The sequence below is a fragment of the Rhizobium centroccidentale genome (assembly GCF_030182565.1).
GTDB lineage: Bacteria > Pseudomonadota > Alphaproteobacteria > Rhizobiales > Rhizobiaceae > Rhizobium.
In genome coordinates, this window is sequence record NZ_JAQJCG010000019.1 from 22,784 (window position 1) to 46,460 (window position 23,677).

At 61.0% G+C, this 23,677-nt stretch carries 17 protein-coding genes; 8 read left to right on the forward strand and 9 right to left on the reverse strand.

What is annotated here, in order from left to right; all coding sequences use genetic code 11:
• Window positions 1–155: 155 nt before the first annotated feature.
• From cyoD to cyoA, 4 genes are read right to left on the reverse strand one after another with little or no spacing between them, the layout of a single operon-like run.
• Window positions 156–560 (reverse strand): cytochrome o ubiquinol oxidase subunit IV, encoded by a 405-nt coding sequence (gene cyoD / locus PH562_RS22510; protein ID WP_285175742.1) that lies wholly within the window; start codon window positions 558–560, stop codon window positions 156–158.
• Window positions 557–1,186, reverse strand: coding sequence for a cytochrome o ubiquinol oxidase subunit III (cyoC, locus tag PH562_RS22515; protein WP_285175745.1), 630 nt, complete (start codon window positions 1,184–1,186; stop codon window positions 557–559). The genes cyoD and cyoC overlap by 4 nt, the downstream gene beginning before the upstream one ends.
• 5 nt (window positions 1,187–1,191) lie before the next feature.
• On the reverse strand, window positions 1,192–3,195 hold the full coding sequence (gene cyoB, locus PH562_RS22520) for a cytochrome o ubiquinol oxidase subunit I (RefSeq protein ID WP_113233648.1): 2,004 nt from the start codon (window positions 3,193–3,195) through the stop codon (window positions 1,192–1,194).
• A gap of 47 nt (window positions 3,196–3,242) precedes the next feature.
• Window positions 3,243–4,361 (reverse strand): ubiquinol oxidase subunit II, encoded by a 1,119-nt coding sequence (gene cyoA / locus PH562_RS22525; protein ID WP_285175749.1) that lies wholly within the window; start codon window positions 4,359–4,361, stop codon window positions 3,243–3,245.
• A 392-nt stretch (window positions 4,362–4,753) separates the two neighbouring features.
• Between cyoA and PH562_RS22530 the strand changes: the two genes are divergently transcribed.
• The 6 genes from PH562_RS22530 (at window position 4,754) to PH562_RS22555 (ending at window position 12,611) form a co-directional block, all read left to right on the forward strand.
• Window positions 4,754–6,091, forward strand: a complete 1,338-nt coding sequence (locus PH562_RS22530; protein WP_285175750.1) for an MFS transporter — start codon at window positions 4,754–4,756, stop codon at window positions 6,089–6,091.
• Window positions 6,092–6,365: 274 nt separating this feature from the next.
• Window positions 6,366–7,382 carry an iron ABC transporter substrate-binding protein gene (locus tag PH562_RS22535; protein WP_113233691.1) on the forward strand — a complete coding sequence of 339 codons (1,017 nt, stop codon included), beginning with the start codon at window positions 6,366–6,368 and terminating at the stop codon, window positions 7,380–7,382.
• A 211-nt stretch (window positions 7,383–7,593) separates the two neighbouring features.
• Complete coding sequence (locus tag PH562_RS22540) at window positions 7,594–9,147, forward strand: ABC transporter permease (protein WP_285175900.1); 1,554 nt, start codon at window positions 7,594–7,596, stop codon at window positions 9,145–9,147.
• Window positions 9,144–10,205 carry an ABC transporter ATP-binding protein gene (locus PH562_RS22545; RefSeq protein WP_285175752.1) on the forward strand — a complete coding sequence of 354 codons (1,062 nt, stop codon included), beginning with the start codon at window positions 9,144–9,146 and terminating at the stop codon, window positions 10,203–10,205. Before PH562_RS22540 ends, PH562_RS22545 begins: the two co-directional genes overlap by 4 nt.
• Before the next feature lie 185 nt (window positions 10,206–10,390).
• On the forward strand, window positions 10,391–11,560 hold the full coding sequence (locus PH562_RS22550; RefSeq protein ID WP_285175754.1) for a M20 aminoacylase family protein: 1,170 nt from the start codon (window positions 10,391–10,393) through the stop codon (window positions 11,558–11,560).
• A 58-nt stretch (window positions 11,561–11,618) separates the two neighbouring features.
• Entirely contained in the window at window positions 11,619–12,611 is a 993-nt protein-coding gene (locus PH562_RS22555; protein ID WP_285175756.1) for an alpha/beta hydrolase, read from the forward strand.
• A 149-nt stretch (window positions 12,612–12,760) separates the two neighbouring features.
• Here PH562_RS22555 and PH562_RS22560 read toward each other — a convergent pair whose 3' ends face one another.
• Together PH562_RS22560 and PH562_RS22565 are read right to left on the reverse strand one after the other, a co-directional pair.
• Window positions 12,761–13,684 carry a nucleoside hydrolase gene (locus PH562_RS22560; RefSeq protein ID WP_285175757.1) on the reverse strand — a complete coding sequence of 308 codons (924 nt, stop codon included), beginning with the start codon at window positions 13,682–13,684 and terminating at the stop codon, window positions 12,761–12,763.
• 132 nt (window positions 13,685–13,816) lie between these two features.
• Window positions 13,817–15,205, reverse strand: coding sequence for a M20/M25/M40 family metallo-hydrolase (locus tag PH562_RS22565; RefSeq protein WP_285175758.1), 1,389 nt, complete (start codon window positions 15,203–15,205; stop codon window positions 13,817–13,819).
• Window positions 15,206–15,404: 199 nt separating this feature from the next.
• On the opposite strand from PH562_RS22565, the gene PH562_RS22570 reads away from it, so the two are divergent.
• Window positions 15,405–17,747, forward strand: a complete 2,343-nt coding sequence (locus tag PH562_RS22570) for a bifunctional diguanylate cyclase/phosphodiesterase (protein WP_285175760.1) — start codon at window positions 15,405–15,407, stop codon at window positions 17,745–17,747.
• 78 nt (window positions 17,748–17,825) lie between these two features.
• Here the strand turns inward: PH562_RS22570 and PH562_RS22575 are convergent, their stop codons facing one another.
• The gene (locus PH562_RS22575) at window positions 17,826–18,242 is read right to left on the reverse strand and encodes a MarR family winged helix-turn-helix transcriptional regulator (RefSeq protein WP_285175763.1); all 417 of its coding nucleotides are present in this window, start codon (window positions 18,240–18,242) and stop codon (window positions 17,826–17,828) included.
• Window positions 18,243–18,681: 439 nt separating this feature from the next.
• On the opposite strand from PH562_RS22575, the gene polA reads away from it, so the two are divergent.
• Window positions 18,682–21,684 (forward strand): DNA polymerase I, encoded by a 3,003-nt coding sequence (gene polA / locus PH562_RS22580; RefSeq protein ID WP_285175902.1) that lies wholly within the window; start codon window positions 18,682–18,684, stop codon window positions 21,682–21,684.
• Window positions 21,685–21,921: 237 nt separating this feature from the next.
• Here the strand turns inward: polA and phnN are convergent, their stop codons facing one another.
• Both phnN and PH562_RS22590 read right to left on the reverse strand, forming a co-directional pair.
• Complete coding sequence (gene phnN / locus PH562_RS22585; protein WP_095433564.1) at window positions 21,922–22,527, reverse strand: phosphonate metabolism protein/1,5-bisphosphokinase (PRPP-forming) PhnN; 606 nt, start codon at window positions 22,525–22,527, stop codon at window positions 21,922–21,924.
• Complete coding sequence (locus PH562_RS22590) at window positions 22,524–23,663, reverse strand: alpha-D-ribose 1-methylphosphonate 5-triphosphate diphosphatase (protein ID WP_285175767.1); 1,140 nt, start codon at window positions 23,661–23,663, stop codon at window positions 22,524–22,526. The genes phnN and PH562_RS22590 overlap by 4 nt, the downstream gene beginning before the upstream one ends.
• Window positions 23,664–23,677 lie beyond the last annotated feature (14 nt).

The window sequence follows — 23,677 nt, forward strand, 5'->3', positions numbered from 1 at the left end:
CGGGCCACCTTCTCCCCGAGGGGAGAAGGAGGTTCCGGTGCCGATCCGCACCATATGCAAAAGCCTTGGCGTCCTGGGGGCGCACCGCGCAGCATCCGGCGGAATTTCGCGCCGGGAAGAGGGCGGGCCTTCGCCTGAAGGCCCGCCGCTCGAATTTACGGCATGTTGCGCATCATCTCAGGCGACATGGGCATCATGTTCGCGTTGAGGTGATGCATGACCCAGAGCGACCCGGACAGCGCGATGATGACGATCACGATCGTAAAGATCAGCGCCATCATGTTCCAGCCGCCTTCCGAGCGGGTGTTCATGTGCAGGAAGTAGATCATGTGCACGACGATCTGGATCGCGCCGAGGATCATGACGATCGCCCCGGTGACGGCCGGATCGGAGATGACCTTGCCCATGACCAGCCAGAAGGGAATGGCGGTCAGGATGACGGAGAGGATGAACCCCGTCATGTAGCTCTTGAAGGTGCCGTGCGATGCCTCGTGGCCGCCATGATGATCGTGGCCGTGGGCGTCGCCGGAATGATGCGAATGGTCTGCGTTCGAGCTCATCCGAGAACTCCCATGAGGTAGACGAGGGAAAACACGCCGATCCAGACGACGTCGAGGAAGTGCCAGAACATCGAAAGGCACATCAGGCGGCGCTTGTTTTCCGGGATCAGTCCGTAGCGGCCAACCTGCACCATCAGCGTGATCAGCCAGACGATACCGGTGGTGACGTGCAGACCGTGCGTGCCGACCAGCGTGAAGAAGGCCGACAGGAAGGCACTGCGCTGCGGGCCGGCGCCATCGAGGATCAGGTGATAGAACTCATAGAGTTCGAAGAAGATGAAGAGCGCGCCGAAGATGCCGGTGATCGTCAGCCATATCAGGGTGCCCGACTTGTTGTTCTTCTCCATCGCCAGCATGGCGAAGCCATAGGTGATGGACGAGAAGAGCAGCATCGCCGTGTTGAGGGCGACGAGCGGCAGCTCGAAAAGGTCGGCCGGCGACGGGCCGGCCGCGTAGCTGTGGCCGAGTACGGCGAAGGTGGCGAAGAGGACTGCGAAGATCAGGCAGTCGCTCATGATGTAGATCCAGAAGCCCAGCATGGTGCTGCCTTCCGGATGATGCTCTTCCGTCAGGTAGAAGGCGGGTGTTTCGCCATCCTTGGGAGCGTGTGCGGTTGGGGTGGTCATAAGTCTTACACCTGTCCTGCGAGCTGTTTCGTACGCTCGTTCTCGGTCTTGACGACCTCGTCGGCGGGGATGTGGTAGTCGCGCTTGTAGTTGAAGGTATGGCCGATCGTGATGACGATCATCGCGACGAAGGTAATGACGGCAAGCCACCACATGTACCAGATCATGCCGAACGCGAAGCCGATGGAGAGAACGCCGAGGATGATGCCGGTGCCGGTGTTCTTCGGCATGTGGATCGGAATGAAGCCTTCAGTCGGCCTGACATAGCCACGGTTCTTCATATCCCACCACGCGTCGTGATCGTAGACGATCGGCGTGAAGGCGAAGTTGTAGGCCGGCGGCGGCGACGAGGTGGACCATTCCAGCGTGCGGCCGCCCCAGGGATCGCCCGTATGATCGCGAAGCTCTTCGCGCTTCATGAAGCTGACGGCGAGCTGGATCAGGAAGCAGGCGATGCCGATGGCGATGAGGCCGGCGCCGAAGGCGGCGATGATGAACCAGATCTGCAGCGACGGATCGTCGAACTGGCTGACGCGGCGCGTCACGCCCATCAGGCCGAGGATGTAGAGCGGCATGAAGGCGAACCAGAAGCCGATCTGCCAAAACCAGAAGCTCATCTTGCCCCAAAAAGGATCGAGCTTGAAGCCGAAGGCCTTCGGGAACCAGTAATTGACGCCTGCGAACATGCCGAAGAGCACGCCGCCGATGATCACGTTATGGAAGTGGGCAATCAGGAACAGCGAGTTGTGCAGCACGAAGTCGGCCGGCGGAACCGCGAGCATGACGCCGGTCATGCCCCCGATGGTGAAGGTCACCATGAAGCCGACGGTCCACAGCATCGGCGGCTCATAGCGGATGCGGCCGTGATACATCGTGAACAGCCAGTTGAACAGCTTCGCACCCGTCGGGATCGAGATGATCATCGTCGTGATGCCGAAGAAGGAGTTGACGCTGGCGCCCGAGCCCATCGTGAAGAAGTGGTGCAGCCAGACGAGGTAGGAGAGGATCATGATCACGCAGGTAGCGTAAACCATCGAGGCGTAGCCGAAGAGGCGCTTGCCGCAGAAGGTGGCGACGACTTCAGAGAAGACGCCGAAGGCCGGCAGGATCAGGATGTAGACTTCCGGGTGGCCCCAGATCCAGATGAGGTTGACATACATCATCGGATTGCCGCCGAGGTCGTTCGTGAAGAAGTTCGTACCGGCGTAGCGGTCGAGGGTCAGCAGAGCGAGCGTAGCGGTCAGGATCGGGAAGGACGCAACGATCAGGATGTTGGTGCAGAGCGAGGTCCAGGTGAAAACAGGCATTTTCATGAAGGTCATGCCCGGCGCGCGCATCTTGACGATGGTGGCGATCAGGTTGATGCCTGAGAGCGTCGTTCCGATACCTGCGACCTGCAGGCCCCAGATGTAATAATCGACGCCGACGTCTGGACTATAGGCAATGCCGGAAAGTGGCGGGTAGGCCAGCCAGCCGGTCTTGGCGAATTCGCCGATGAAGAGCGAGATCATGATCACGATTGCGCCGGCCGTCGTCATCCAGAACGAGAAGTTGTTCAGGAACGGGAAGGAAACGTCGCGGGCGCCGATCTGCAGCGGCACGACGAGGTTCATCAGGCCGGTGACGAAGGGCATCGCCACGAAGAAGATCATGATGACGCCGTGGGCGGTGAAGATCTGGTCGTAGTGATGCGGCGGCAGGTAGCCTTCGGATCCGTTGAAGGCGATCGCTTGCTGCAGGCGCATCAGCAGCGCGTCGGAAAAACCGCGCAGCAGCATGATCAGCGCCAGCACGACATACATGATGCCGATCTTCTTGTGGTCGATGCTGGTGAACCATTCCTTCCAGAGATAGCCCCAGAGGCGGAAATAGGTCAGCAGCCCGAGAACGGCGATGCCGCCGATGGCGACGCCGAGGAAAGTCACGACCAGAATAGGTTCGTGATACGGGATCGAGTCGAGCGTCAGCCGACCGAAGATGAATTTGTAGAGGTCCGGGTTGGAAAACATGGATTGCCTCTGTCCCTTATGAATGTCTTGTTATTGAGCGCACCGGATCAATGACCCTGATGCTGCGCCGAACCGGTCGACGAATCGGAAGAAGAGCCGTTGCCCATATCCATGCCTGGCATGGAGTTGTCGCCATGCTGCATGGTATGACCGGCGCTGCCGTCGGCCTTGACCGGCGTGACCTCGGCCGAGGCGCCATCACGATTGTCGTAAATCAGTCGCTCGCGGTTTTCGTGGCTTTCCTTGCCGCCGCCGCCCTTGGCGTCGATATGCATCATTTCGCTCATGCACATCTTGCTCGGATCGGCGCACATGTTGAGGATGGCGTTGTAGAGCCCGTCGTCGACGGCGTTGAAGTAGCGTACCGGCTCGCGTTCGCTGGGCTTGGCAAGCGCCAGATATTCCTGGCGGCCGAGCGCCGTGCCCTGGCTCTTTGCCTTCTGGACCCATTGATCGAAACCGGCCTGATCCAAACCGTGGAACTTGAAGCGCATGTTCGAGAAGCCGGCGCCGCTGTAGTTGGCCGACAGGCCCTGGAATTCGCCGGGATGGTTAATGACGGCGTGGAGCTTCGTCTCCATGCCCGGCATGGCGTAGATCTGGCCTGCCAGCGCCGGGATGAAGAAGGAGTTCATGACGGCCGAGGCCGTGATCTTGAAATTGATCGGACGGTCGACCGGAGCTGCCATCTCATTGACGGTGGCGATGCCGTATTCCGGATAGAAGAAGAGCCATTTCCAGTCGAGCGCCACTACTTCGACCGTCAGCGGCTTCACGTCGGCGCTGAGCGGCTTGTCGGCGGCAATGCGGTCGAGAGGCCGATAGGGGTCGAGCTGATGGGTGCTGATCCAGGTCACCGCGCCGAGCGCGATGATGATGGCCAGCGGAGCGGACCAGATGACCAGCTCCAGACGTGTCGAATGATGCCAATCCGGCTCGTAGGTCGCTTCCTTGTTCGACTGGCGGTATCTCCAGGCGAAGAACAGCGTCAGGAAGATCACCGGGATGATGATGATCAGCATCAGCACGACCGAAATGATGATGAGGTCTCGCTGCTGCATGGCGATATCGCCGGAGGGAGCCATCACCACCAGATTGCAGCCTGATAGCAGCAAAAACAACGGGATGACGGACAAACGGCTGAAAATCTTCGATAGTCTTGGCACGTCTTAAAGCTCTTTTTGTTTCGACCCTACCGCGACTAAAGGACGGCGGTCATGAACGATATGAGGTGTTTCGTCGCACCGCAGCAAGCTTGAGTGCATTGCGGTATGGAATGCTGTCCCACGTATCGGGAAAACCCTCGGAAATCCAGAAGGTTTTCTATCAAGCAGTTCGCTTTTGCCGGCGCTAATATACCTGGATCGGAACAAATGGCTATCATCGGCGGTTCTTCTTCGTCCGGAACGCGGCGCCAAAGGCAGATAATGGCTCGACCGATTGCTAATTTGCGAATTATTTCATGCTGGATACTTGATATGTTCGCACGTTTGATCGACATTTTCATTACGCGCGAGTTCGTGGAGGAATTCGTGCCCGGAGAGGGAGGCTCCCGCGCATGGTCAGCGTAACGCATGAATCACTAAATCCCACATCTTCAACTCTGGAGAGCGATGCCCGCAGCATGCATGCGAACGGCTCGGTCGCCCCCGGCAACATCGCCATCGGCGTGATCATTGGTCGCACGTCGGAATTCTTCGATTTCTTCGTCTATGCCATTGCATCGGTTCTGGTCTTCCCGAAGCTCATCTTCCCCTTCGCCGACCCGCTGCATGGCACGATGCTTTCCTTCCTGGTCTTCGCGCTGGCCTTCATCGCCCGTCCGATCGGCTCGTTCATCTTCATGGCGATCGACCGCACCTATGGCCGTGGCGTCAAGCTGACGATCGCCCTGTTTCTGCTCGGCGGGTCCACGGCATCCATGAGCTTCCTGCCCGGTTATTCGGAAGTCGGCGTCTACGCGATCATCCTGCTTGCCATCTTCCGCATCGGTCAAGGCCTTGCGCTGGGCGGCGCATGGGACGGCTTGGCTTCGCTCCTAGCGCTCAATGCTCCGACGAACCATCGCGGCTGGTATGCGATGATCCCGCAGCTTGGCGCCCCGATTGGCTTTATGCTGGCAAGCGCTCTGTTTGCCTATTTCGTCACGAGCCTCACGACGGCGGACTTCCTCGATTGGGGCTGGCGTTATCCCTTCTTCTGCGCCTTCGCCGTCAACGTCGTTGCGCTCTTTGCCCGTTTGCGCCTGGTGGCGACCGAGGAATTCGGCACGCTGTTGGAGCGCCATGAGCTCGAGCCGGTAAAGATGACGGAGCTGTTGCGTGTGCATGGCCGCGACGTCCTGATCGGCGCCTTCGTGCCGCTGGCAAGCTTTGCGACCTTCCATCTGGTGACGGTTTTCCCGCTCGGCTGGGTTACGCTCTATAGCGAGCAGAGCTCGGGTTCGTTCCTGCTGGTGGAATTCCTTGGCGCGATCTGCGGCATTCTTGCCATCATCTGTTCTGGTCTGCTCGCCGACCGGATCGGCCGTCGCAATCAGCTCGCCATCGGCGCGGTGCTGATCGCCTGCTTCGCTTTCGTCGCCCCTTGGCTGCTCGATGGCGGCGCGACCGGCCGCCACATCTACGTGGTTCTCGGCTTCACGCTGCTCGGCCTCTCCTTCGGTCAGGCCGCCGGCGCCAGCGCTTCTCGCTTCAGCCAGAACTATCGCTACAGCGGCTCGGCTCTTGTGTCGGATCTGTCCTGGCTGATCGGCGCCGGTTTTGCGCCCTTCGTGGCGCTTGCCCTCTCCAGCCAGTTCGGCCTCGTCTATACCAGCCTCTATCTGCTGTCGGGCGTCGTCTGCACGCTGGTCGCGATCTTCTTCAGCAAGACGCTGGAGACCCGAGACAACTGAGACGGAATGTTCCGAAATCGAAAAGGACCGCGGCATGCAGGTGCCGCGGTCTTTTTTCGTTCAGGCCGCGTCACGCGACCGGCGGTGCAGTGCCTAATGCCTCACAAAGGCTGCGCGGCTCCGAAACCGTCGCAAGCTATCCGTCAAAACTTGACTCTCTTCTCAAACTTTTGTGATAACGAGACCCAAGTGTAAACTTGAAAAAAACGGTCAGGAAAAATATAGGCTACCGCATCGCTGCCCGATGACGGTGGCTTCCAAGCGAGAGGACTTAATGACTTTTTCCTTTTCTCATCTCACCAGCGCGCTGGTGCTTGCTGCAGGCCTTACTGTCGCTCCGATGATGGCGAATGCCGCCGATTCCGAAGGCATCGTCGTCTACAATGCCCAGCATGAGGCGCTGACACAGGCATGGGCGGATGGCTTCACCAAGGAAACCGGCATCAAGGTCACGATCCGCAACGGCAGCGACATGCAGTTTGCCAACCAGATCGTTCAGGAAGGCGCCGCCTCTCCGGCAGACGTTTATCTGACGGAAAACTCGCCGGGCATGGCTCTGGTCGATGCCAACAAGCTCTTCGCTCCGGTCGATGCCGCGACACTCGCCCAGGTGCCGGAAACCTTCAAGGCAGCCGATGGCAACTGGGTCGGCGTCGCCGCCCGTTCCACCGTTTTCGCCTATGACAAGACCAAGCTGAAGGAAGCCGATCTGCCGAAATCGCTCCTCGATCTCGCCGATCCCAAGTGGAAGGGCCGTTGGGGCGCTTCGCCCGCCGGCGCCGATTTCCAGGCGATCGTCAGTGCACTTCTGGAGCTGAAGGGCGAAGACGCGACCCGCGCCTGGCTGAAGGCGATGAAGGAAAATGCGAGCTTCTACAAGGGCAACAGCGTCGCCATGAAGGCCGTCAATGCCGGCGAGACCGAAGGCGCTGTCATCTATCACTATTACTGGTTCGGCGATCAGGCCAAGACCGGCGAAAACAGCAAGAATGTCTCGCTGCACTATTTCAAGAACCAGGATCCGGGTGCCTTCGTCAGCATTTCCGGCGGCGGCGTTCTGGCGTCCAGCCAGCATCAGAAGGAAGCGCAGGCTTTCCTGAAGTGGATCACCGGTAAGGGCGGTCAGGCCGTTCTGCGCGATGGCGATTCCTATGAATATGCTGTCGGCAATGGTGAGGCTTCCAATCCGAAGCTCGTTCCGCTCTCCGACCTCCAGGCTCCGAAAGTCGAGCCTTCGAAGCTGAACAGCAAGAAGGTCACCGACCTGATGACGGAAGCGGGTCTCATCTAGCGTAAAGGCCCGCGCGGAAGCACGTTTAGCAGGCTTTCGCGCGGGCTTGGCTCTTGCATCCCATCCGCCTGCCCTGCTAGGGGCATGAGGATGGCTTTAAGGCCGATCGATCGGGCAACCGCCGTCAGCGGCGGTTGCCTTCCTATTTCAGGGCGTGAAAGGCAGCTCGGAATTGCTGCAGAAGAACACATATGCCGGCGAGGCCGCCGCCATGCGAATGCCTCAGTTGACGGCTGCTCCTCGTAGCCGCGTTCGGCACGCATCCGTCGTCGCTCTTGCTTCCGCCGTCGCGCTTTTAAGCTTGGTGCCGCTCGGTTTCATCGTCTGGATCACGATCGACACCGGCTGGGCTGAAGTCATAGCGCTCATCTTCCGGAACCGCGTCGGCGAGCTGCTCGTCAATACCGTCCTGCTGGAAGTCTGCACCATTCCGCTGTCCATCCTGCTGGCTGTCACGCTCGCCTGGCTGACGGAGCGCACCGATATTCCGGGCGCACGCCTCTGGTCCTGGCTGGCGGCCGCACCGCTTGCCGTCCCCGCCTTCGTGCACAGCTACGCCTGGGTCAGTCTCGTGCCGAGCATGCGCGGGCTCTGGAGTGGTGTGCTGGTCTCGGTGCTCGCCTATTTTCCCTTCCTCTACCTGCCGGTCGCGGCCGCCCTGCGCCGGCTCGATCCGGCGATCGAGGATGCCGCCGCCTCGCTCGGCCTCGGTCCCTGGCGCGTCTTCTTCCGCGCGATCTTGCCGCAGCTTCGCCTCGCCATCTGCGGCGGCTCGCTGCTGATCGGCCTGCATCTCCTCGCGGAATATGGTCTCTACGTGATGATCCGCTTCGACACGTTTTCGACGGCGATCGTCGACCAGTTCCAGTCCGCCTATAATAGCCCGGCGGCCAATATGCTCGGCGGCGTCCTCGTCTTCTGCTGCCTGCTGCTGCTCGGCATCGAGATATTGGTGCGCGGCAACGAGCGTTATGCCCGCATAGGCTCGGGTGCCGCCCGCCCCGCGGATCGCCGCCGTCTCGGCTGGTTCGTCGTTCCCGCTGTCGCGCTGCCCATCGTCACCGCCGCCTTGACGCTCGGTGTTCCCTTCGTCACCCTGGCGCGCTGGCTTTATCTCGGCGGCGCAGGCGTCTGGCGGATCGACACGGTCGGCTCGGCCTTGCTGCAGACCATTCTTCTTGCGATCGCCGGCGGTCTCCTCGCCACCGTTGCGGCAACCCCCATGGCATGGCTGTCGGTGCGTGCGCCCGGTCGGCTGCAGCGCATTCTAGAAGCCTGCCACTATTATGTCGGCTCGCTGCCGGGGGTGGTCGTCGCCCTGGCCCTGGTGTCAATCACCGTCCGGCTGATCCTGCCGCTCTACCAAACCTTTGCCACGCTGCTGCTCGCCTATGTCCTGCTGTTCCTGCCGCGCGCCATGGTTGGCCTGCGCGCCAGCATCGCCCAGGCACCCGTCGAGCTTGAGCGCGCCGCCATGGCGCTCGGCCGAACACCAGCGCAAGCCGTGCGGCAGATCACCATGCGGCTTGCCGCTCCCGGCTTTGCCGCCAGCGTCGCGCTCGTCGCCCTTGGCATCACCAACGAGCTGACGGCGACGTTGATGCTCTCTCCCAACGGCACAGAAACGCTGGCGACGAAATTCTGGTCGCTGACCAGCGAGATCGATTATGTTTCCGCAGCACCCTACGCCTTCATGATGGTCGTGCTGTCGCTGCCGCTCACCCTTCTCCTTTACGCGCAATCCAAGCGGACGGCCGGACAATGACCTTTCTGGCGATCAAGAATATCAGCAAGCGCTATGGTCCCGTGCAGGCGCTCGACAATATCGACCTCACTGTGGCTGCCGGCAGTCGCACGGCCATCGTCGGCCCCTCCGGCTCTGGCAAGACGACGCTGCTGCGCATCATCGCCGGCTTCGAGACCCCCGATGCCGGCCAAGTGGTGCTTCAAGGCGAAACACTGGCCGATGGAGAGGCCATCGTGCCGGCGCACCGCCGCGGCATCGGCATCGTCTCGCAGGATGGCGCCCTCTTTCCGCATCTGAGCGTATCGGAGAATATCGGTTTCGGCATGGAGCGCGGCGCCCGCGACCGCGATCAGCGCATCAATGCCCTCATCGATATGGTCGAACTCGACCGCGGCATGCTCGACCGCCGCCCGCATCAGCTCTCCGGCGGCCAGCAGCAGCGCGTGGCGCTTGCCCGCGCGCTCGGCCGCAAGCCGCGATTGATGCTGCTCGACGAGCCTTTTTCCGCCCTCGATACGGGCTTGCGCGAAAACATGCGCAAGGCCGTCGCCCGTGTACTGCAGATCGCCGGTATAACCGCGGTTTTGGTGACGCATGATCAGGCGGAGGCGTTGTCCTTTGCCGATCAGGTTGCCGTCCTGCGCGAGGGCAGGCTTATACAGGCCGGCACGCCGCAGGCGCTCTATCTCAGCCCCAGGGATCGCGAGACGGCGCTCTTTCTCGGCGATGCCATCGTACTTTCGGCTGAGCTTGATAACGGGTCTGCCAAATGCGTCCTGGGGCAGATTGCAGTCGATGCCGATAACCGTCAGGGACGTACCGACATCATGTTGCGGCCCGAGCAATTGCGCCTTGAGGCCATTGACGAGTCCGGTGCGGGAGCTGCCTGCATCGGCAAGGTGACGGAAATCGAATTCGGCGGTGCCGTTTGCGCCGTTACGGTCGTACTCTCCAACGCCAACGGCTCCGAAACCTTGAATATCAAGAGCTCCGGCGTCGGCCTGCCCGAGGTCGGCAGCATGGTTTCAGTGAGCGTCATCGGAAAGGCACATGTCTTCAACAAGCTCGAGGCCTGAGCGTCATTTGAGTTGAAGCAGGCGATGCTTTGGGGAAGATAAAGCATGTCGCGCAAAAGTGTGCAGCGGTTTTGCGACAACGACATGCGTCAATTCAAGGTCCTAAAGCGCAAGAAGCGAATCTGAAAGATCGCGGTGCGCTTTAGGCACGCCATCATCGTGTCCAATGCCGAAGGAATCTTCCCATGTCTTCTTCCGATGAGATCGAGCCGGATCTTCCTTTCCTAACCTCGCTTCGCCGCAATCTTCATGCCCATCCGGAGCTCGGCTTCGAGGAGGAACGCACCAGCGGCATCGTCGCCACCTTGCTGGAAGAAGCGGGGCTGACGGTGCATCGCGGCCTCGGCAAGACCGGCGTCGTCGGCACGCTGCAGATCGGCAATGGCACACGCCGTATCGGCCTTCGCGCCGACATGGATGCGCTTGCCATGCCGGAAAAGGGCAATCGCCCCTATAAATCCACCATTCCCGGCAGGATGCACGCCTGCGGACACGACGGTCACACGACCATGCTGCTCGGTGCCGCCCGTCACCTTGCCGCCAAGCGTGGCTTTTCCGGCACGGTGCATTTCATCTTCCAGCCGGCTGAGGAGGGTCGTGGTGGCGCCAAGCGCATGGTGGACGAAGGCCTTTTCGATCTCTTCCCCTGCGACGCCGTTTACGGACTGCACAATATGCCCGGTCTTGCGGTCGACGAGATGGCGGTTATCGAAGGGCCGCAGCTTGCCTCGTCGGACAGCTGGCGCATCACCTTCCGAGGCACCGGCACCCATGGCGCCAAGCCGCATCTCGGCAAGGACCCGATCACGGCAGCGGCAACCTTCATTTCCGCGCTGCAAACCATTGTCGGCCGCGTCGTCGATCCGCTGCAGCCGGCCGTCGTCAGTGCCTGCTCGCTGCAGGCGGGCGATCCCAAGGCATTGAACGTCATTCCCGATACGGTCGAGATCGGCGGCACTGCGCGCGCCTATACGCCGGAGGTCCGCGATCAGCTGGAAGAGGAGATCGGACGCCTGGCGCATGGGACTGCAGCCATGTTCAACATTGCCGCCGATTATCAGTTCGAGCGCCGCATACCGCCCGTCGTCAACGATGCCGATGCCACGGCGCGGGCGCTGAAAGCTGCTACGACGGTCTTTGGCGAGAACGTGCTGACCCGTTTTCCGCCATCGACCGCCGGCGACGACTTCGCCTTCTTCGGTCAGAATGCTCCCGGCTGTTACGTCTGGCTCGGCAACGGTCCCGCCGTCGACGGCGCCCTGCATCACAATACTGCCTATGATTTCAACGACGAGGCGATCGCCTCGGGCGTGGCCTTCTGGACGACACTGGTCGAGCAGGAACTGACGGCCTGATCCCGATAGCAATCAAGAGGTCGGCGCCCGCTCGCCGGCAAACCTACCGAGAGGCATCATGGGCGATAAATTCAATGGAGTGAAACTGCCGGAGCGGACGGTGCCGTTTCCGGCTTCGATAAGCGAGGCCGCACAGGAGGCGCTGCGTCGGGCCGTCGGCGCAGACGGCATCCCCTTGAATGCGCTGCATGTCATGCCCGATGTAAGCGATTTCGATGGCTGGATGAAGCTGAAGGCCTTTGCCGATGTCTACTATCAAGCCGCAGCGGAAAGAATGGCGGCACAGGCGCGCGCCAGCGTGCAGACGGTGCAGATCGAGAAGGCCTGCGTCCATATCGCGACGCCGGATGGCGCTTTCCCGGAAGAGTACGCGTACATCGATCTTCACGGCGGCGCGCTGGTCGTCGGCGGCGGAGCCGCTTGCCGCGCGGGAGCGCAGAGCCAGGCCGACCAGCATGGCATCCGCTGCTACGCCATAGACTACCGGATGCCGCCGGAGCATCCCTATCCTGCGGCACTCGATGATTGCATGGCGGTCTATCGTCATCTGTTGAGGCAATATAGGCCGGAAAACATCATTATCGGTGGACGTTCGGCTGGCGGCAACCTTGCGGCCGCCGTGACATTGCGTGCCCGCGATGAACGCTTGCCTCTGCCCGCCGCGCTGGTTCTTCTCTCGCCCGAACTGGATCTCACGGAGTCGGGAGATAGCTTTCAGGTCAATCGGCTCGTCGATGTCGTGCTGCCGGGATCGCTCATGCCGAACAATTTGCTCTATGCCAAAGGTGCGGATCTCACCCATCCCTATCTTTCGCCGCTCTTCGGCGATTTTTCCAAGGGCTTTCCGCCGACATTTCTGCAGAGCGGCACGCGGGACCTGTTTTTGTCCAATGCCGTGCGCATGCACCGCCTCCTGCGTCGCGCAGAAATTCCCGTCGAGCTCCACGTCTTCGAAGCCATGCCGCATGGCGGCTTCATGGGGGCGCCGGAGGATCGCGAACTGATCGAGGAAATCACGCGTTTCGTGAAGCGGAGCTTTGATCGAGCCTAACGGGCATAGGAGGCAGGCAGCGATGATCTTCGTTCCGGAGCAAAATGCCTAGAGCCTTTCCGCTTTTTTTGAACCGCGAAAAAGCTCTACCCCTTTGTTTTTACGCAATTCCGGACGGAAAGCAGCTATGCATTTCTCCTGGAATTGCTCTAGCGGCCGGCTTCCCGCATCAGCGCATCGAAGATGATTCGGCGTGCCCTTTCCGCGTCGATCTCGGCGGCGAAATGCGCATTCAATTGCCCATGCGAGGCCCGTGTTTCGACGACGGTGCGCCCGCGCGTATGCTGCCCCTGCAACTCCGCATCGATCCGGGCATGCCGTAGGGCGGCGATGTCAGGTTCGACGAAAATGGCTGCCGCCGTTGGATCGTAGATCGCCATGGCCGGTCTGCCGCGGCTGACGGCGATGTTGATGTAGCCTTCCAGCAGGTCTGCGAGCAGCTGTGCCTTTTCTCCGGCCATCTTCCGGATATGGGTGACATCTTCCGGCCAGGCCAGCACCTTGCGGCAGATATCGAGATCGACCATGCGCAATGGCAGGCCGTGGGCAAGGACGATCGCAACCGCCTCCGGATCGGCAAACGCATTGAATTCCGCCGAGGCCGTGTGATTGCCCGCCGTGACGCCGCCACCCATCCAGGTCAGCTCGTCGATGCGGGTGGCGAGATCCGGCCGTGCCAGCGCCAGCGCTGCGATGTTCGTGAGCGGCCCGAGCGCCAGGATGCGCTTCGGGCTGTTGTCGTCGGAAAGCCAGTCGCAGAGTGCGGTAAAAGCATCGCTCGCCGCAAGCGGGTTGGCTGGCGGCAGGCTTCTGCCCGCAGTGGGAATGCCGGTCTGGCCGAGAATGCTCTGTGCCGTTTCCAGCTTGCAAAGCACGGGCAGCTCACGTCCGGTATGGATCGGAAACGTCCAGCTGAAGACCGCAGCCGCGCTCGCGGCATTGGCCTGGACATGAGACAGCGGCGCATTGCCGCTGACAAGTGAAACGCCGTCGATGACAAGATCCGAATGCGCGACCACCAGGATGGCGGCGATGTCATCGAACCCCATATCGGTATCGATCCAAATTCCCATGTCTTATCTCATCGGCGGGTATGAATTGACGCGACGGCCGTCTCGGCCCTTCGCTTCGGACGACGGCATCCGCTTGCCATCCGGTGGGGGTGGCCGCGGGGGCGCACAAGGACGCGCGCACCCGCGGATGGCTTAGCCGGCGAGTGCGTCGAGCACGCGGATCCAAGAGCGGATGCCCTTGTGATAGGAGCGCAGCTCGTATTTCTCGTTCGGCGAATGGATGCGGTCGTCGGAGAGGCCGAAGCCGATCAGCAGCGATTCCATGCCGAGCATCTTCTGGAAATCGCCGACGATCGGGATCGATCCGCCCATGCCGATGACGATGGCGGGCTTCGGCCATTCGTTGGAGAGCGCCGTCTTCGCCTTGGTCAGGGCCGGTGAATCGTAGGAAAGCTGAATGGCCGGCGAGCCGCCATGCTCGTGGAATTCCACCGAGCAATCCCCAGGGATCTTGGAGCGCACATAGGCGCGGAAGCTCTCGCGGATCGCTGCCGGGTTCTGCTGGCCGACGAGGCGGAAGGAAACCTTCGCCGATGCCTTGGCCGCGATCACGGTCTTGAAGCCGGCGCCTGTATAGCCGCCTGTAATTCCGTTCACCTCGGCCGTCGGCCGGGCCCAGGTGAGTTCCATCACAGAACGGCCCTTTTCGCCCGACGGGATCGCGAGACCGATTTCGCCGAGGAATTTTTCGGCCGTCAATCCGAGCGTTTCCCAGGAAGCCTTGATGTTGGCGGGTGTTTCCTCCACACCATCGTAGAAGCCGGCAAGCGTTATGCGTCCTGTCTCGTCATGCAGGCCGGCGAGGATATCGGTGAGGATATGGATTGGGTTGGCGGCAGCACCGCCATAGATGCCGGAGTGCAGGTCGCGGTCGGCTGCGGTGATGACGATTTCCTCACCGACAAGCCCGCGCAAGCCAGCAGAGATTGCTGGCGTATCGCCATCCCACATGCCGGTGTCGCAGACGAGGGCGAAATCCGCCTTCAGCTCGGCGGCATTGGCTTCGAGGAAGGGCTTGAGAGAGGGCGAGCCGGATTCCTCTTCGCCTTCGAAGAGAATGGTGATGCGCACGGGCAGGGCGCCCCTCGTTTCCTTATAGGCACGCACAGCCTCGACGAAAGTCATGAGCTGGCCCTTGTCGTCGGAGGTGCCGCGGCCGACGAGAATCTTTCGGCCATTGCCCAGGTCTTTGATCGCCGGGGCGAAGGGATCGCTTTCCCAAAGTTCGATCGGATCGACCGGCTGCACGTCGTAGTGGCCGTAGAACAGCACATGCGGAGCATCTGCGCTGCCGGCATCGTGATGGGCGACCACCATCGGATGGCCGGGCGTGTCGCGCACGGAAGCCTTGAAGCCGAGCGAATTCAGGTAGACGACCAGCCATTCCGCCGCCTTGCGGCATTCGGCCTTGTAGTCCGGGTCGGTCGAGATGGACTTGATGCGCAGCAGCTCGAACAGGTTGTCGAGACTGGAAGGGAGGTTCTGATCGGCGCGGTCGAGAACGGGCGATAGATCGGTCATATCCGACTCCTTACATGAGATTTGGATGGACGATAGACCAAAGCCCGGCGGGTTTCGAGGCGTTAAAACCGAAAATTTACCGTAGCTTGCGCCTTTCGATCGGGGCCCGCTCTTATGTGATTAGTTGCGTATGTAGTTTACAAGTTTTTTAGATTATTAGAAATAACGTCAATCCAGAAGCGTATTCTGGAGACGCGTAATGTTTTCAGTGATTGCATGTATTCGTGACGATCATGACGTCAGGCTTATTGTTGTAGCGGCGGTCATCTGCCTTATCGGCAGCCTTGCCACCATGCTCCTTTTTTCGCGTGCGCAGGAATGCCAGTCGCATCAGCGTCGCTACTGGATTGTTGCCGCAGCTTTTGCCAGCGGTGTCGGCATCTGGGCAACGCATTTCATCGCCATGCTCGCCTATCGGAGCAGTCTTCCGATCTCCTATGGTGTTTCCCTGACCGTGCTTTCGGTGGTTCTTGCCATCGTCGGCTCATGGCTTGCCATTGCCGTTGCCTTTGAATGGGATAATCGCGTTTCCTTTGCGGTCGGCGGCATGCTGATGGCGTTTGGAATAGCCGCCATGCACTTCACGGGCATGCAGGCCATCGAAGCCTCGGCAGAGCTCTCCTTCGATATACCGCGCGTCGTCGCTTCAGTCGCCATGGGTGGCGTCTTCTCCTCGCTGGCTTTCCTACTGTTTCGCAGCCTTCATGGCTTCAGGCGCATCATGGCAGGCGCTCTTCTTCTGCTGCTTGCGATTTGCTCCCTGCATTTCACCGCGATGAGCGGCGTCACGCTGACGCCCGAAGTAGGCATGCCGGGTGCTGCCCTCGCCATGGATCGAAGCATTCTTGCTGGCATCGTCATGGCTGCCGCGATGGGTCTGATTCTCATCGCTCTTGGCGCCATCTTCGTCGATCGTCATTTGACCGACCTCCGGGGTTTCGCCAATGCTTCGCTGGAAGGGTTGCTCATCGTCCGTGACGGCCGGGTGATCGACGCGAACGAGCGGTTCTTCGCCATTTCCGGCTGGTCGGCGCAGCAGGTGATCGGTGTCGCACCGGATGTCTTTCTGAGCATCGATATGGATATCCATGCCGAAGCAGCCATTCCGCTGGAAACGACGCTGTCGGGGTGCGATGGCAAGGCGATCCCCGTCGAGACCGTGCGGCGCTCCATCACCTATCGCGGCCACGAATGCAGCGTGCTTGTCGTGCGCGACCTGACCGAGCGCCGCCAGGCGCAGCAGATGATCGAGCATCTGGCGCATCATGATATATTGACGGATCTGCCGAATCGCTCGCTGTTCGACCAGCGCATGCGCCAGGCACTGCAGATGGTGAACCGCAGGGGCGGCGAAGTCGCGATCTTCTGCCTGGACCTCGACCGCTTCAAGGCGATCAATGACGTCTTCGGCCACGCCGAAGGAGACCGTATCCTCTGCAAGGTCGCCGGCATTCTGCAGCGCGCGATCGAGGATGGCGATACGGTGGCAAGGCTTGGCGGCGACGAGTTCGCCATCATCCAGCCGAAGCGCCGGCAGCCCGAGGGGGCCACGCGTCTTGCCGAACGCATTCTGGCCGAATTCGGCATGGAAATGGACACGGCACGCGATCCGACGGCCGTCGGCGTCAGCATTGGCATAGCCATCTACCCGCGCGACGGCACGAGCGCCGAGCAGCTTTACGCCAATGCGGATATGGCGCTCTATCGCGCCAAGCATGCGGGCCGAGGCCATGCCTGCTTCTTCGATGCGGAAATGGACAAGGCCGTGCGCACGCGCCGCCAGCTCGAGAACGACCTGCGCCAGGCCATTCTCCGCCGGCAGCTCTTTCTGGAATATCAGCCGATCTATGATGTCGGCAGCGACAGCGTCAGCGGCTATGAGGCGTTGTTGCGCTGGGCGCATCCGGATCGCGGCGTGATCGATCCGGAGACGTTTATTCCCATTGCCGAGGAAAGCGGATCGATTGTCGCGATCGGCGAATGGGTGCTGCAGCAGGCATGCCAGGAGGCGACACGCTGGAGCGAGCCCGCGAATGTCGCGGTCAACCTCTCGCCGCTGCAATTCATGATCCCGACCCTTTACGACCAGATCGAACGGATCCTGCGCAAAACCGACCTCGATCCGCAGCGCCTTGAACTGGAGATCACAGAGGCGGCTCTGATGCGCGAGCGCACGACTGTCATCGCGACCCTGCAGCGGCTGCATCGCCTCGGTGTGCGCGTGGTCATGGATGATTTCGGCACGGGCTTTTCCTCGCTCAGCAATCTGCGCGCCTTCCCCTTCGACAAGATCAAGGTCGACCGCAGCTTCACCGGCGCCCTCGAACACGATCCGGCAGCCCGCTCGATCGTCCGCGCCATCATCGGTCTCGGCCACAGCCTGAACATGCCTGTCGTTACGGAAGGTGTGGAAACGGAAACCCAACGCCGCATCGTCATCGAGGAAGGCTGCGCCCAGCTTCAGGGAATATTTTTCGGTAGGCCGGATGTCGGACCCAGCCAATACCAAGCGGCGCTGGATAAGGTGGTCGGGCGGGGCTAGGCGTTTGCCGCTTTGAAGGGTGCAGCCCTTTCATGCAATCCCAAGCAGAAAACCGCTGTGCTCTTCCCTGGAGTTGCGCTAGAGCCGCCTGGCATTCTCCAGCACGCGCCGGATATATTCCAGCAGCAGTTCGCGCTCGAACTGACGAAAGTCTTTGAGGAGATCCGTGTCCGCAGCCATGGCGGCCTCGATCGCTTCCGCCTGCATCGCTGCGGCCTTGTTGGTCAGGAAGACCAGTTGCGCCCGCTTGTCCGAAGGATGCGGGCGGCGCTCCACCAATCCGTCCCGTTCCATGCGCGACAGCGTATTGGCCATCGTCGCCTGTTCGATATCGACCCTCTCGAGCAGCTGTTTCTGCGTGAGCCCATCTTCGGACCACAGTTCCAGCAGGATGGGAAACTGGCCGGGGGAAAAGCCGAGCTTCGCCGCGCGTTGCTGTAGCGAGCGAGCGAATCCCTTCGCCATCTGACTGGCAAGGTAGGCGGCGGAGTCCATCCGATTAAATCCCATGATTGCAAATATGCCCATAATTCAAGAGTAAGACAATCAGCAATTCTTCGGGTAGATCCCCTCTGAAATAAGCAACTCCGGCGAATTTTTTCACATTCAAAGGTTGTATTTTTTGACATGAAAAAGCCGCCATGGCCTGGAGGGGGCGCCATGGCGGCTCGTGAAAGAGGGACAAAGGCCCGGAGAGGGGATAGGCCTTTGTCCTAGTCTGACATGGCGGGGGACAGGCCGGTTGTCAGACCCGCGGCGTATCAATCGCCGGTGAGTATGATTTGAGGTTTCGAATGTGGTTTTTCAAGGGAATGCGCAGATTAGATTGATTAAAACTTAGTAACGTTTCGGTGAGAGATTTCGCTCTTTCCACAGGCTGCAAAAGCAGAAGTTTATATGGACGTTGGAGATGCGCCACGCTATCCATGCTTCCATGAAAAAAGGTGATCATCTTTTCCTCGTCGACGGCTCCGGTTTCATTTTCCGGGCCTTTCACGCCCTGCCGCCGCTGACGCGAAAGTCCGACGGGTTGCCTGTCGGTGCGGTCTCCGGCTTCTGCAACATGCTGTGGAAGCTGCTGACCTCGGCGCGCGATACCTCCGTGGGCGTGACGCCGACGCATTTCGCCGTGATCTTCGACTATTCCTCGAAGACCTTCCGCAAGGACATCTTCCCGGAATACAAGGCCAACCGTTCGGCGCCGCCGGAAGAGCTGATTCCGCAGTTCGGCCTCATCCGCGAAGCGACGCGCGCTTTCAACCTGCCTTGCATCGAGACCGACGGCTTCGAGGCAGACGACATCATCGCTACCTATGCCCGTCAGGCCGAGGCGGCCGGCGCCGATGTGACGATCATCTCGTCCGACAAGGATCTGATGCAGCTCGTCACGCCGATGGTCCATATGTATGACAGCATGAAGGACAAGCAGATCGGCATTCCCGACGTCGTCGAGAAGTGGGGCGTGCCGCCGGACAAGATGATCGACCTACAAGCGATGACCGGTGACTCGATCGACAACGTCCCGGGCATTCCCGGCATCGGTCCGAAGACAGCCGCGCAGCTTCTGGAAGAGTTCGGCGATCTCGACACGCTGCTTGCCCGCGCCGGCGAGATCAAGCAGCAGAAACGCCGCGAAAACATCATCGCCAATGCCGAGCTTGCCCGCATTTCCCGCCAGTTGGTGACGCTGAGGACCGATGTGCCGCTGGAGCTTGAGCTCGATGCGCTGGTGCTCGATCCGCAGGACGGCCCGAAGCTGATCGGCTTCCTGAAGACCATGGAATTCACGACCCTGACGCGGCGCGTGGCGGAAGCGTGCGATTGCGACGCGGCGGCGATCGAGCCTTCCGTCGTCAAGATCGAATGGGGCGAGAGCGCCCATGGACCCGATCTCGATGTCGGCGAGAATGTCGATCTCGTCGCCGGCAGCACGGTCGAGGCCGAAGGGGCATCGGTTCCGGCGCCGTCGGCCAAGGCGCGTCTGGCTTTGGATGGCACCACAGAGCCCGAGGATCTCGCCAAGGCGCGCGCCGCAAGTTTTGCGAGCGCGCCGGTCGATCATTCGAAATATGTGACCATCCGCGATATAGCAACGCTCGACCAATGGATCGCGGATGCGCGCGAAACCGGTATCGTCGCCTTCGACACGGAAACGACCTCGCTCGATGCCATGCAGGCCGAAATCGTCGGCTTCTCGATGGCGATCGCCGACAATCGTGATGATCCGACTGGCGCGTCCATCCGCGCCGCCTATGTTCCGCTCGGTCACAAGACCGGTGTCGGCGATCTGCTGGGCGGCGGCCTGGCCGACAATCAGATTCCGCTTCGCGATGCACTGCCGCGCCTGAAGGATCTGCTGGAGGATGCCTCCATTCTGAAGATCGCGCAGAACCTGAAATACGACTACCTGCTGATGAAGCGCTACGGCATCGAAACGCGGTCTTTCGACGACACGATGCTGCTGTCCTACGTGCTCGATGGCGGCGCCAACGCCACGCATGGCATGGACAGCCTCTCCGAGCGCTGGCTCGGCCACAAGCCGATCGCCTATAAGGACGTCGCCGGCAGCGGCAAATCCAACGTCACCTTCGATCTCGTCGATATCGACCGCGCAACCGCTTATGCCGCCGAGGATGCAGATGTGACGCTGCGTCTCTGGTTGGTGCTGAAACCACGACTTGCAGCGGAAAAACTTTCAGTCGTCTACGAAAGGTTGGAAAGGCCGCTCGTGCCGGTGCTTGCCCATATGGAGGAGCGCGGCATTACCATCGACCGGCAGATCCTTTCTCGCCTTTCCGGCGAGCTGGCGCAGGGCGCCGCCGCTCTCGAAGACGAGATCTACAATCTGGCCGGCGAGCGCTTCAATATCGGCTCGCCGAAGCAGCTCGGCGATATACTTTTCGGCAAGATGGGGTTGGCCGGCGGCAGCAAGACCAAGACGGGGCAATGGTCGACCTCGGCGCAGGTGCTGGAGGATCTGGCGGCTGCCGGGTTCGAGCTGCCGCGCAAGATCGTCGACTGGCGCCAGCTGACTAAGCTGAAATCCACCTATACGGATGCGCTGCCGAGCTATGTCCATCCCGAGACCAAGCGCGTTCATACCTCCTATTCGCTGGCCTCGACCACGACGGGGCGTCTGTCCTCCTCCGAGCCGAACCTGCAGAATATTCCGGTGCGCACCGCGGAAGGCCGCAAGATTCGCACCGCCTTCATTTCGACGCCGGGCCACAAGCTCGTCTCCGCCGACTATAGCCAGATCGAACTGCGCGTGCTGGCGCATGTCGCCAATATCCCGCAGCTCAAGCAGGCCTTCGAAGACGGCATCGACATTCATGCCATGACGGCATCGGAAATGTTCGGCGTGCCGGTGGATGGTATGCCGAGCGAGGTGCGCCGCCGCGCCAAGGCGATCAACTTCGGCATCATCTACGGCATTTCCGCCTTCGGCCTCGCCAACCAGCTCTCGATCGAGCGCTCGGAAGCCGGCGACTACATCAAGAAATATTTCGAACGCTTCCCTGGTATCCGCGACTACATGGACAGCACCAAGCAGGCCGCGCGCGACAAGGGCTATGTCGAGACGATCTTCGGCCGCCGCATCCACTTCCCGGAGATCCGTTCGTCTAATCCCTCTGTCCGCGCCTTCAACGAACGCGCCTCGATCAATGCGCCCATCCAGGGTTCGGCCGCGGATGTCATCCGCCGCGCCATGATCAAGATGGAGCCGGCGCTGGCTTCGGCTGGCCTCAGCGATCGCGTCCGCATGCTCCTGCAGGTGCATGACGAACTGATCTTCGAAGTCGAGGATGCCGATGTCGAGCGCACGACGCCGATCATCGTCTCGGTCATGGAAAACGCCGCCATGCCGGCGGTCGATATGGCCGTGCCGCTGAAAGTCGATGCGCGCGCTGCGCATAATTGGGATGAGGCGCACTGAAGCTGCATCGGGTGCAGTGAGGAGATCAGCCCTTATGGTGAGGTGCGGAGGCTCCTGAGCTTGTTGAAGGGCCGAAGCCTCGAACCACGAGGGCGGGTGGAGGTACTCTACCGGGCCACCTCCTACTTCGAGGCCTTGACGCTTGCGCGCCAAGGCACCTCAGCATGAGGTGGAGAGAAATCCGCGATCCGACTTAACTACGAGTTCGTGAAGATGATCCGGGCTGAACGGCGATGCTTACTTCCGAACCAACGCTTCCAGCACCGAAATAATGGCGCGCTCCGCTTCTCCGAGCGTGCCGCTATTGTCGATATCGGCGACGTCGTAGCTGCCCTCGACAGTCAGCGAGCTTCTTTCCAGCCGCTTCAGCACGTCTTCGCGGCTCTCGCGTCCACGCGCCATCAGCCGCTCGGCAAGCACTTCGCGCGTCGCCGTGACATTGATGATCTTCAGCCGCGGAAATGCGCTCTGGAAGTGATGCAGCGCCGAGCGCGAGCCATTGGCGATGACCAGATTGCCTTGTGCAAGCTCATCGAAGACGTCGGCTGGAATGCCGTATTTCAGGCCATGCGCTTCCCAGGAGACGGCGAAGGCGCCAGCCAGCTCCATTGCATCGAAGTCGGCCTCGGAAACACTTCTGTGGTCCTCGTTGCCGGCATCGCCGTCGCGGGTGATGACGCGGCGGACGAAGTGCACATCGGGCCGGCCGGCAAAATGCTGGGCGGCCAGGTTCATCAGTGTATCCTTGCCGGCGCCGCTCGGCCCTACGACGACGGCGAGCGTGCCCGCCATCGGAACCGCCAGGCCGACATTAGCCGGCTTGATATTGGCGTCCGCGCTCATGCGACCCGCCGTCCTTCTCGCCAGACGGAGCGCGTGACCGGCACGCCATGGTCGCGACGAACGCGCACCAGATCGGCCCGCAAGCCCTCTGCGATGCGGCCGCGGTCGTTGAGGCTGACGGTCCTTGCCGGCGTCGCAGTCACCATGGCGATCGCCTGAGGCAGCGAAATACCCTCGACTTCATCCGCGAGGATGAAGGGCGCATGCAGCAGGCTGAGCGGTACGTAATCGGAGGACAGCACGTCGAGGACGCCAAGCTCAGCGAGATCGCGAGCGGCGATATTGCCCGAATGCGACTTGCCGCGCACGATGTTCGGCGCGCCCATCAGCACGCTCATGCCGGCGCCGTGGGAAGCCTTGGCGGCATCGATGCTGGTCGGGAATTCGGCGAGGCGAACGCCGTAGTTGATGGCTTCGTCGACATGGGCGAGCGTCGCATCGTCATGGCTGGCAACGGTGATGCCACGTTCGGCGCAGACCTTGGAGATCGCGTCGCGATGCGGCGTGGCATATTTGGCCGATTCCTCCTGACGCTTGGCGACGAACTTGGCAAAGGCTTCATCGCTGAGCCCGCGCTTCTTCTGATAGTAGAAGATATATTGATCCATGGTCTGGAACTGGCGCTGGCCCGGCGCGTGGTCCATCAGCGAGACCAGGCGGACGTAAGGGTCCTTCTCGAAATCCTGGAAGTGGTCGAGCACGTTGTCAGAAGAAACTTCGCAGCGCAGATGGATCAGGTGATCGGCGCGCAGGCGATCTTCGCTTTGGGCGGCTTGGATGGCGTCTGCCATGTCGCGCATCTCGCCCTTTTCGAAACCGCCGTCTTCGTCCGAGCCCATGCGCAGGCAGTCGAATACGGTGGTGATGCCCGAGGTGACAATCTGGGCATCATGCGCCTGGATGGCCGCCGTCTTGTTCCAGCGGACGCCCGGACGCGGGGAATAATGTGCTTCCAGATGGTCGGTATGCAGCTCGACCAGACCGGGGATCAGATAATCGCCCTCGAAATCTTCGCCGATATCGGACTTGCCTTCGGAGATGGCGGCAATGCGACCGTCGCGGATCAGCACGGAGCCCTCGACGATCTTGTCTTCGAGGACGATGCGGGCGTTGGAAAGGGCGGTTTCTTTGGTCATATCGGCTCTTTCAT

Excerpts from the sequence above, each read along its gene's own strand:
- cyoD (WP_285175742.1), bottom strand. The coding sequence starts at position 560 with ATGAGCTCGAACGCAGACCATTCGCATCATTCCGGCGACGCCCACGGC.
- cyoC (WP_285175745.1), bottom strand. The coding sequence starts at position 1,186 with ATGACCACCCCAACCGCACACGCTCCCAAGGATGGCGAAACACCCGCC.
- cyoB (WP_113233648.1), bottom strand. The coding sequence starts at position 3,195 with ATGTTTTCCAACCCGGACCTCTACAAATTCATCTTCGGTCGGCTGACG.
- PH562_RS22530 (WP_285175750.1), top strand. The coding sequence starts at position 4,754 with ATGGTCAGCGTAACGCATGAATCACTAAATCCCACATCTTCAACTCTG.
- PH562_RS22535 (WP_113233691.1), top strand. The coding sequence starts at position 6,366 with ATGACTTTTTCCTTTTCTCATCTCACCAGCGCGCTGGTGCTTGCTGCA.
- PH562_RS22540 (WP_285175900.1), top strand. The coding sequence starts at position 7,594 with ATGCGAATGCCTCAGTTGACGGCTGCTCCTCGTAGCCGCGTTCGGCAC.
- PH562_RS22545 (WP_285175752.1), top strand. The coding sequence starts at position 9,144 with ATGACCTTTCTGGCGATCAAGAATATCAGCAAGCGCTATGGTCCCGTG.
- PH562_RS22550 (WP_285175754.1), top strand. The coding sequence starts at position 10,391 with ATGTCTTCTTCCGATGAGATCGAGCCGGATCTTCCTTTCCTAACCTCG.
- PH562_RS22555 (WP_285175756.1), top strand. The coding sequence starts at position 11,619 with ATGGGCGATAAATTCAATGGAGTGAAACTGCCGGAGCGGACGGTGCCG.
- PH562_RS22560 (WP_285175757.1), bottom strand. The coding sequence starts at position 13,684 with ATGGGAATTTGGATCGATACCGATATGGGGTTCGATGACATCGCCGCC.
- PH562_RS22565 (WP_285175758.1), bottom strand. The coding sequence starts at position 15,205 with ATGACCGATCTATCGCCCGTTCTCGACCGCGCCGATCAGAACCTCCCT.
- PH562_RS22570 (WP_285175760.1), top strand. The coding sequence starts at position 15,405 with ATGTTTTCAGTGATTGCATGTATTCGTGACGATCATGACGTCAGGCTT.
- PH562_RS22575 (WP_285175763.1), bottom strand. The coding sequence starts at position 18,242 with ATGGACTCCGCCGCCTACCTTGCCAGTCAGATGGCGAAGGGATTCGCT.
- polA (WP_285175902.1), top strand. The coding sequence starts at position 18,682 with ATGAAAAAAGGTGATCATCTTTTCCTCGTCGACGGCTCCGGTTTCATT.
- phnN (WP_095433564.1), bottom strand. The coding sequence starts at position 22,527 with ATGAGCGCGGACGCCAATATCAAGCCGGCTAATGTCGGCCTGGCGGTT.
- PH562_RS22590 (WP_285175767.1), bottom strand. The coding sequence starts at position 23,663 with ATGACCAAAGAAACCGCCCTTTCCAACGCCCGCATCGTCCTCGAAGAC.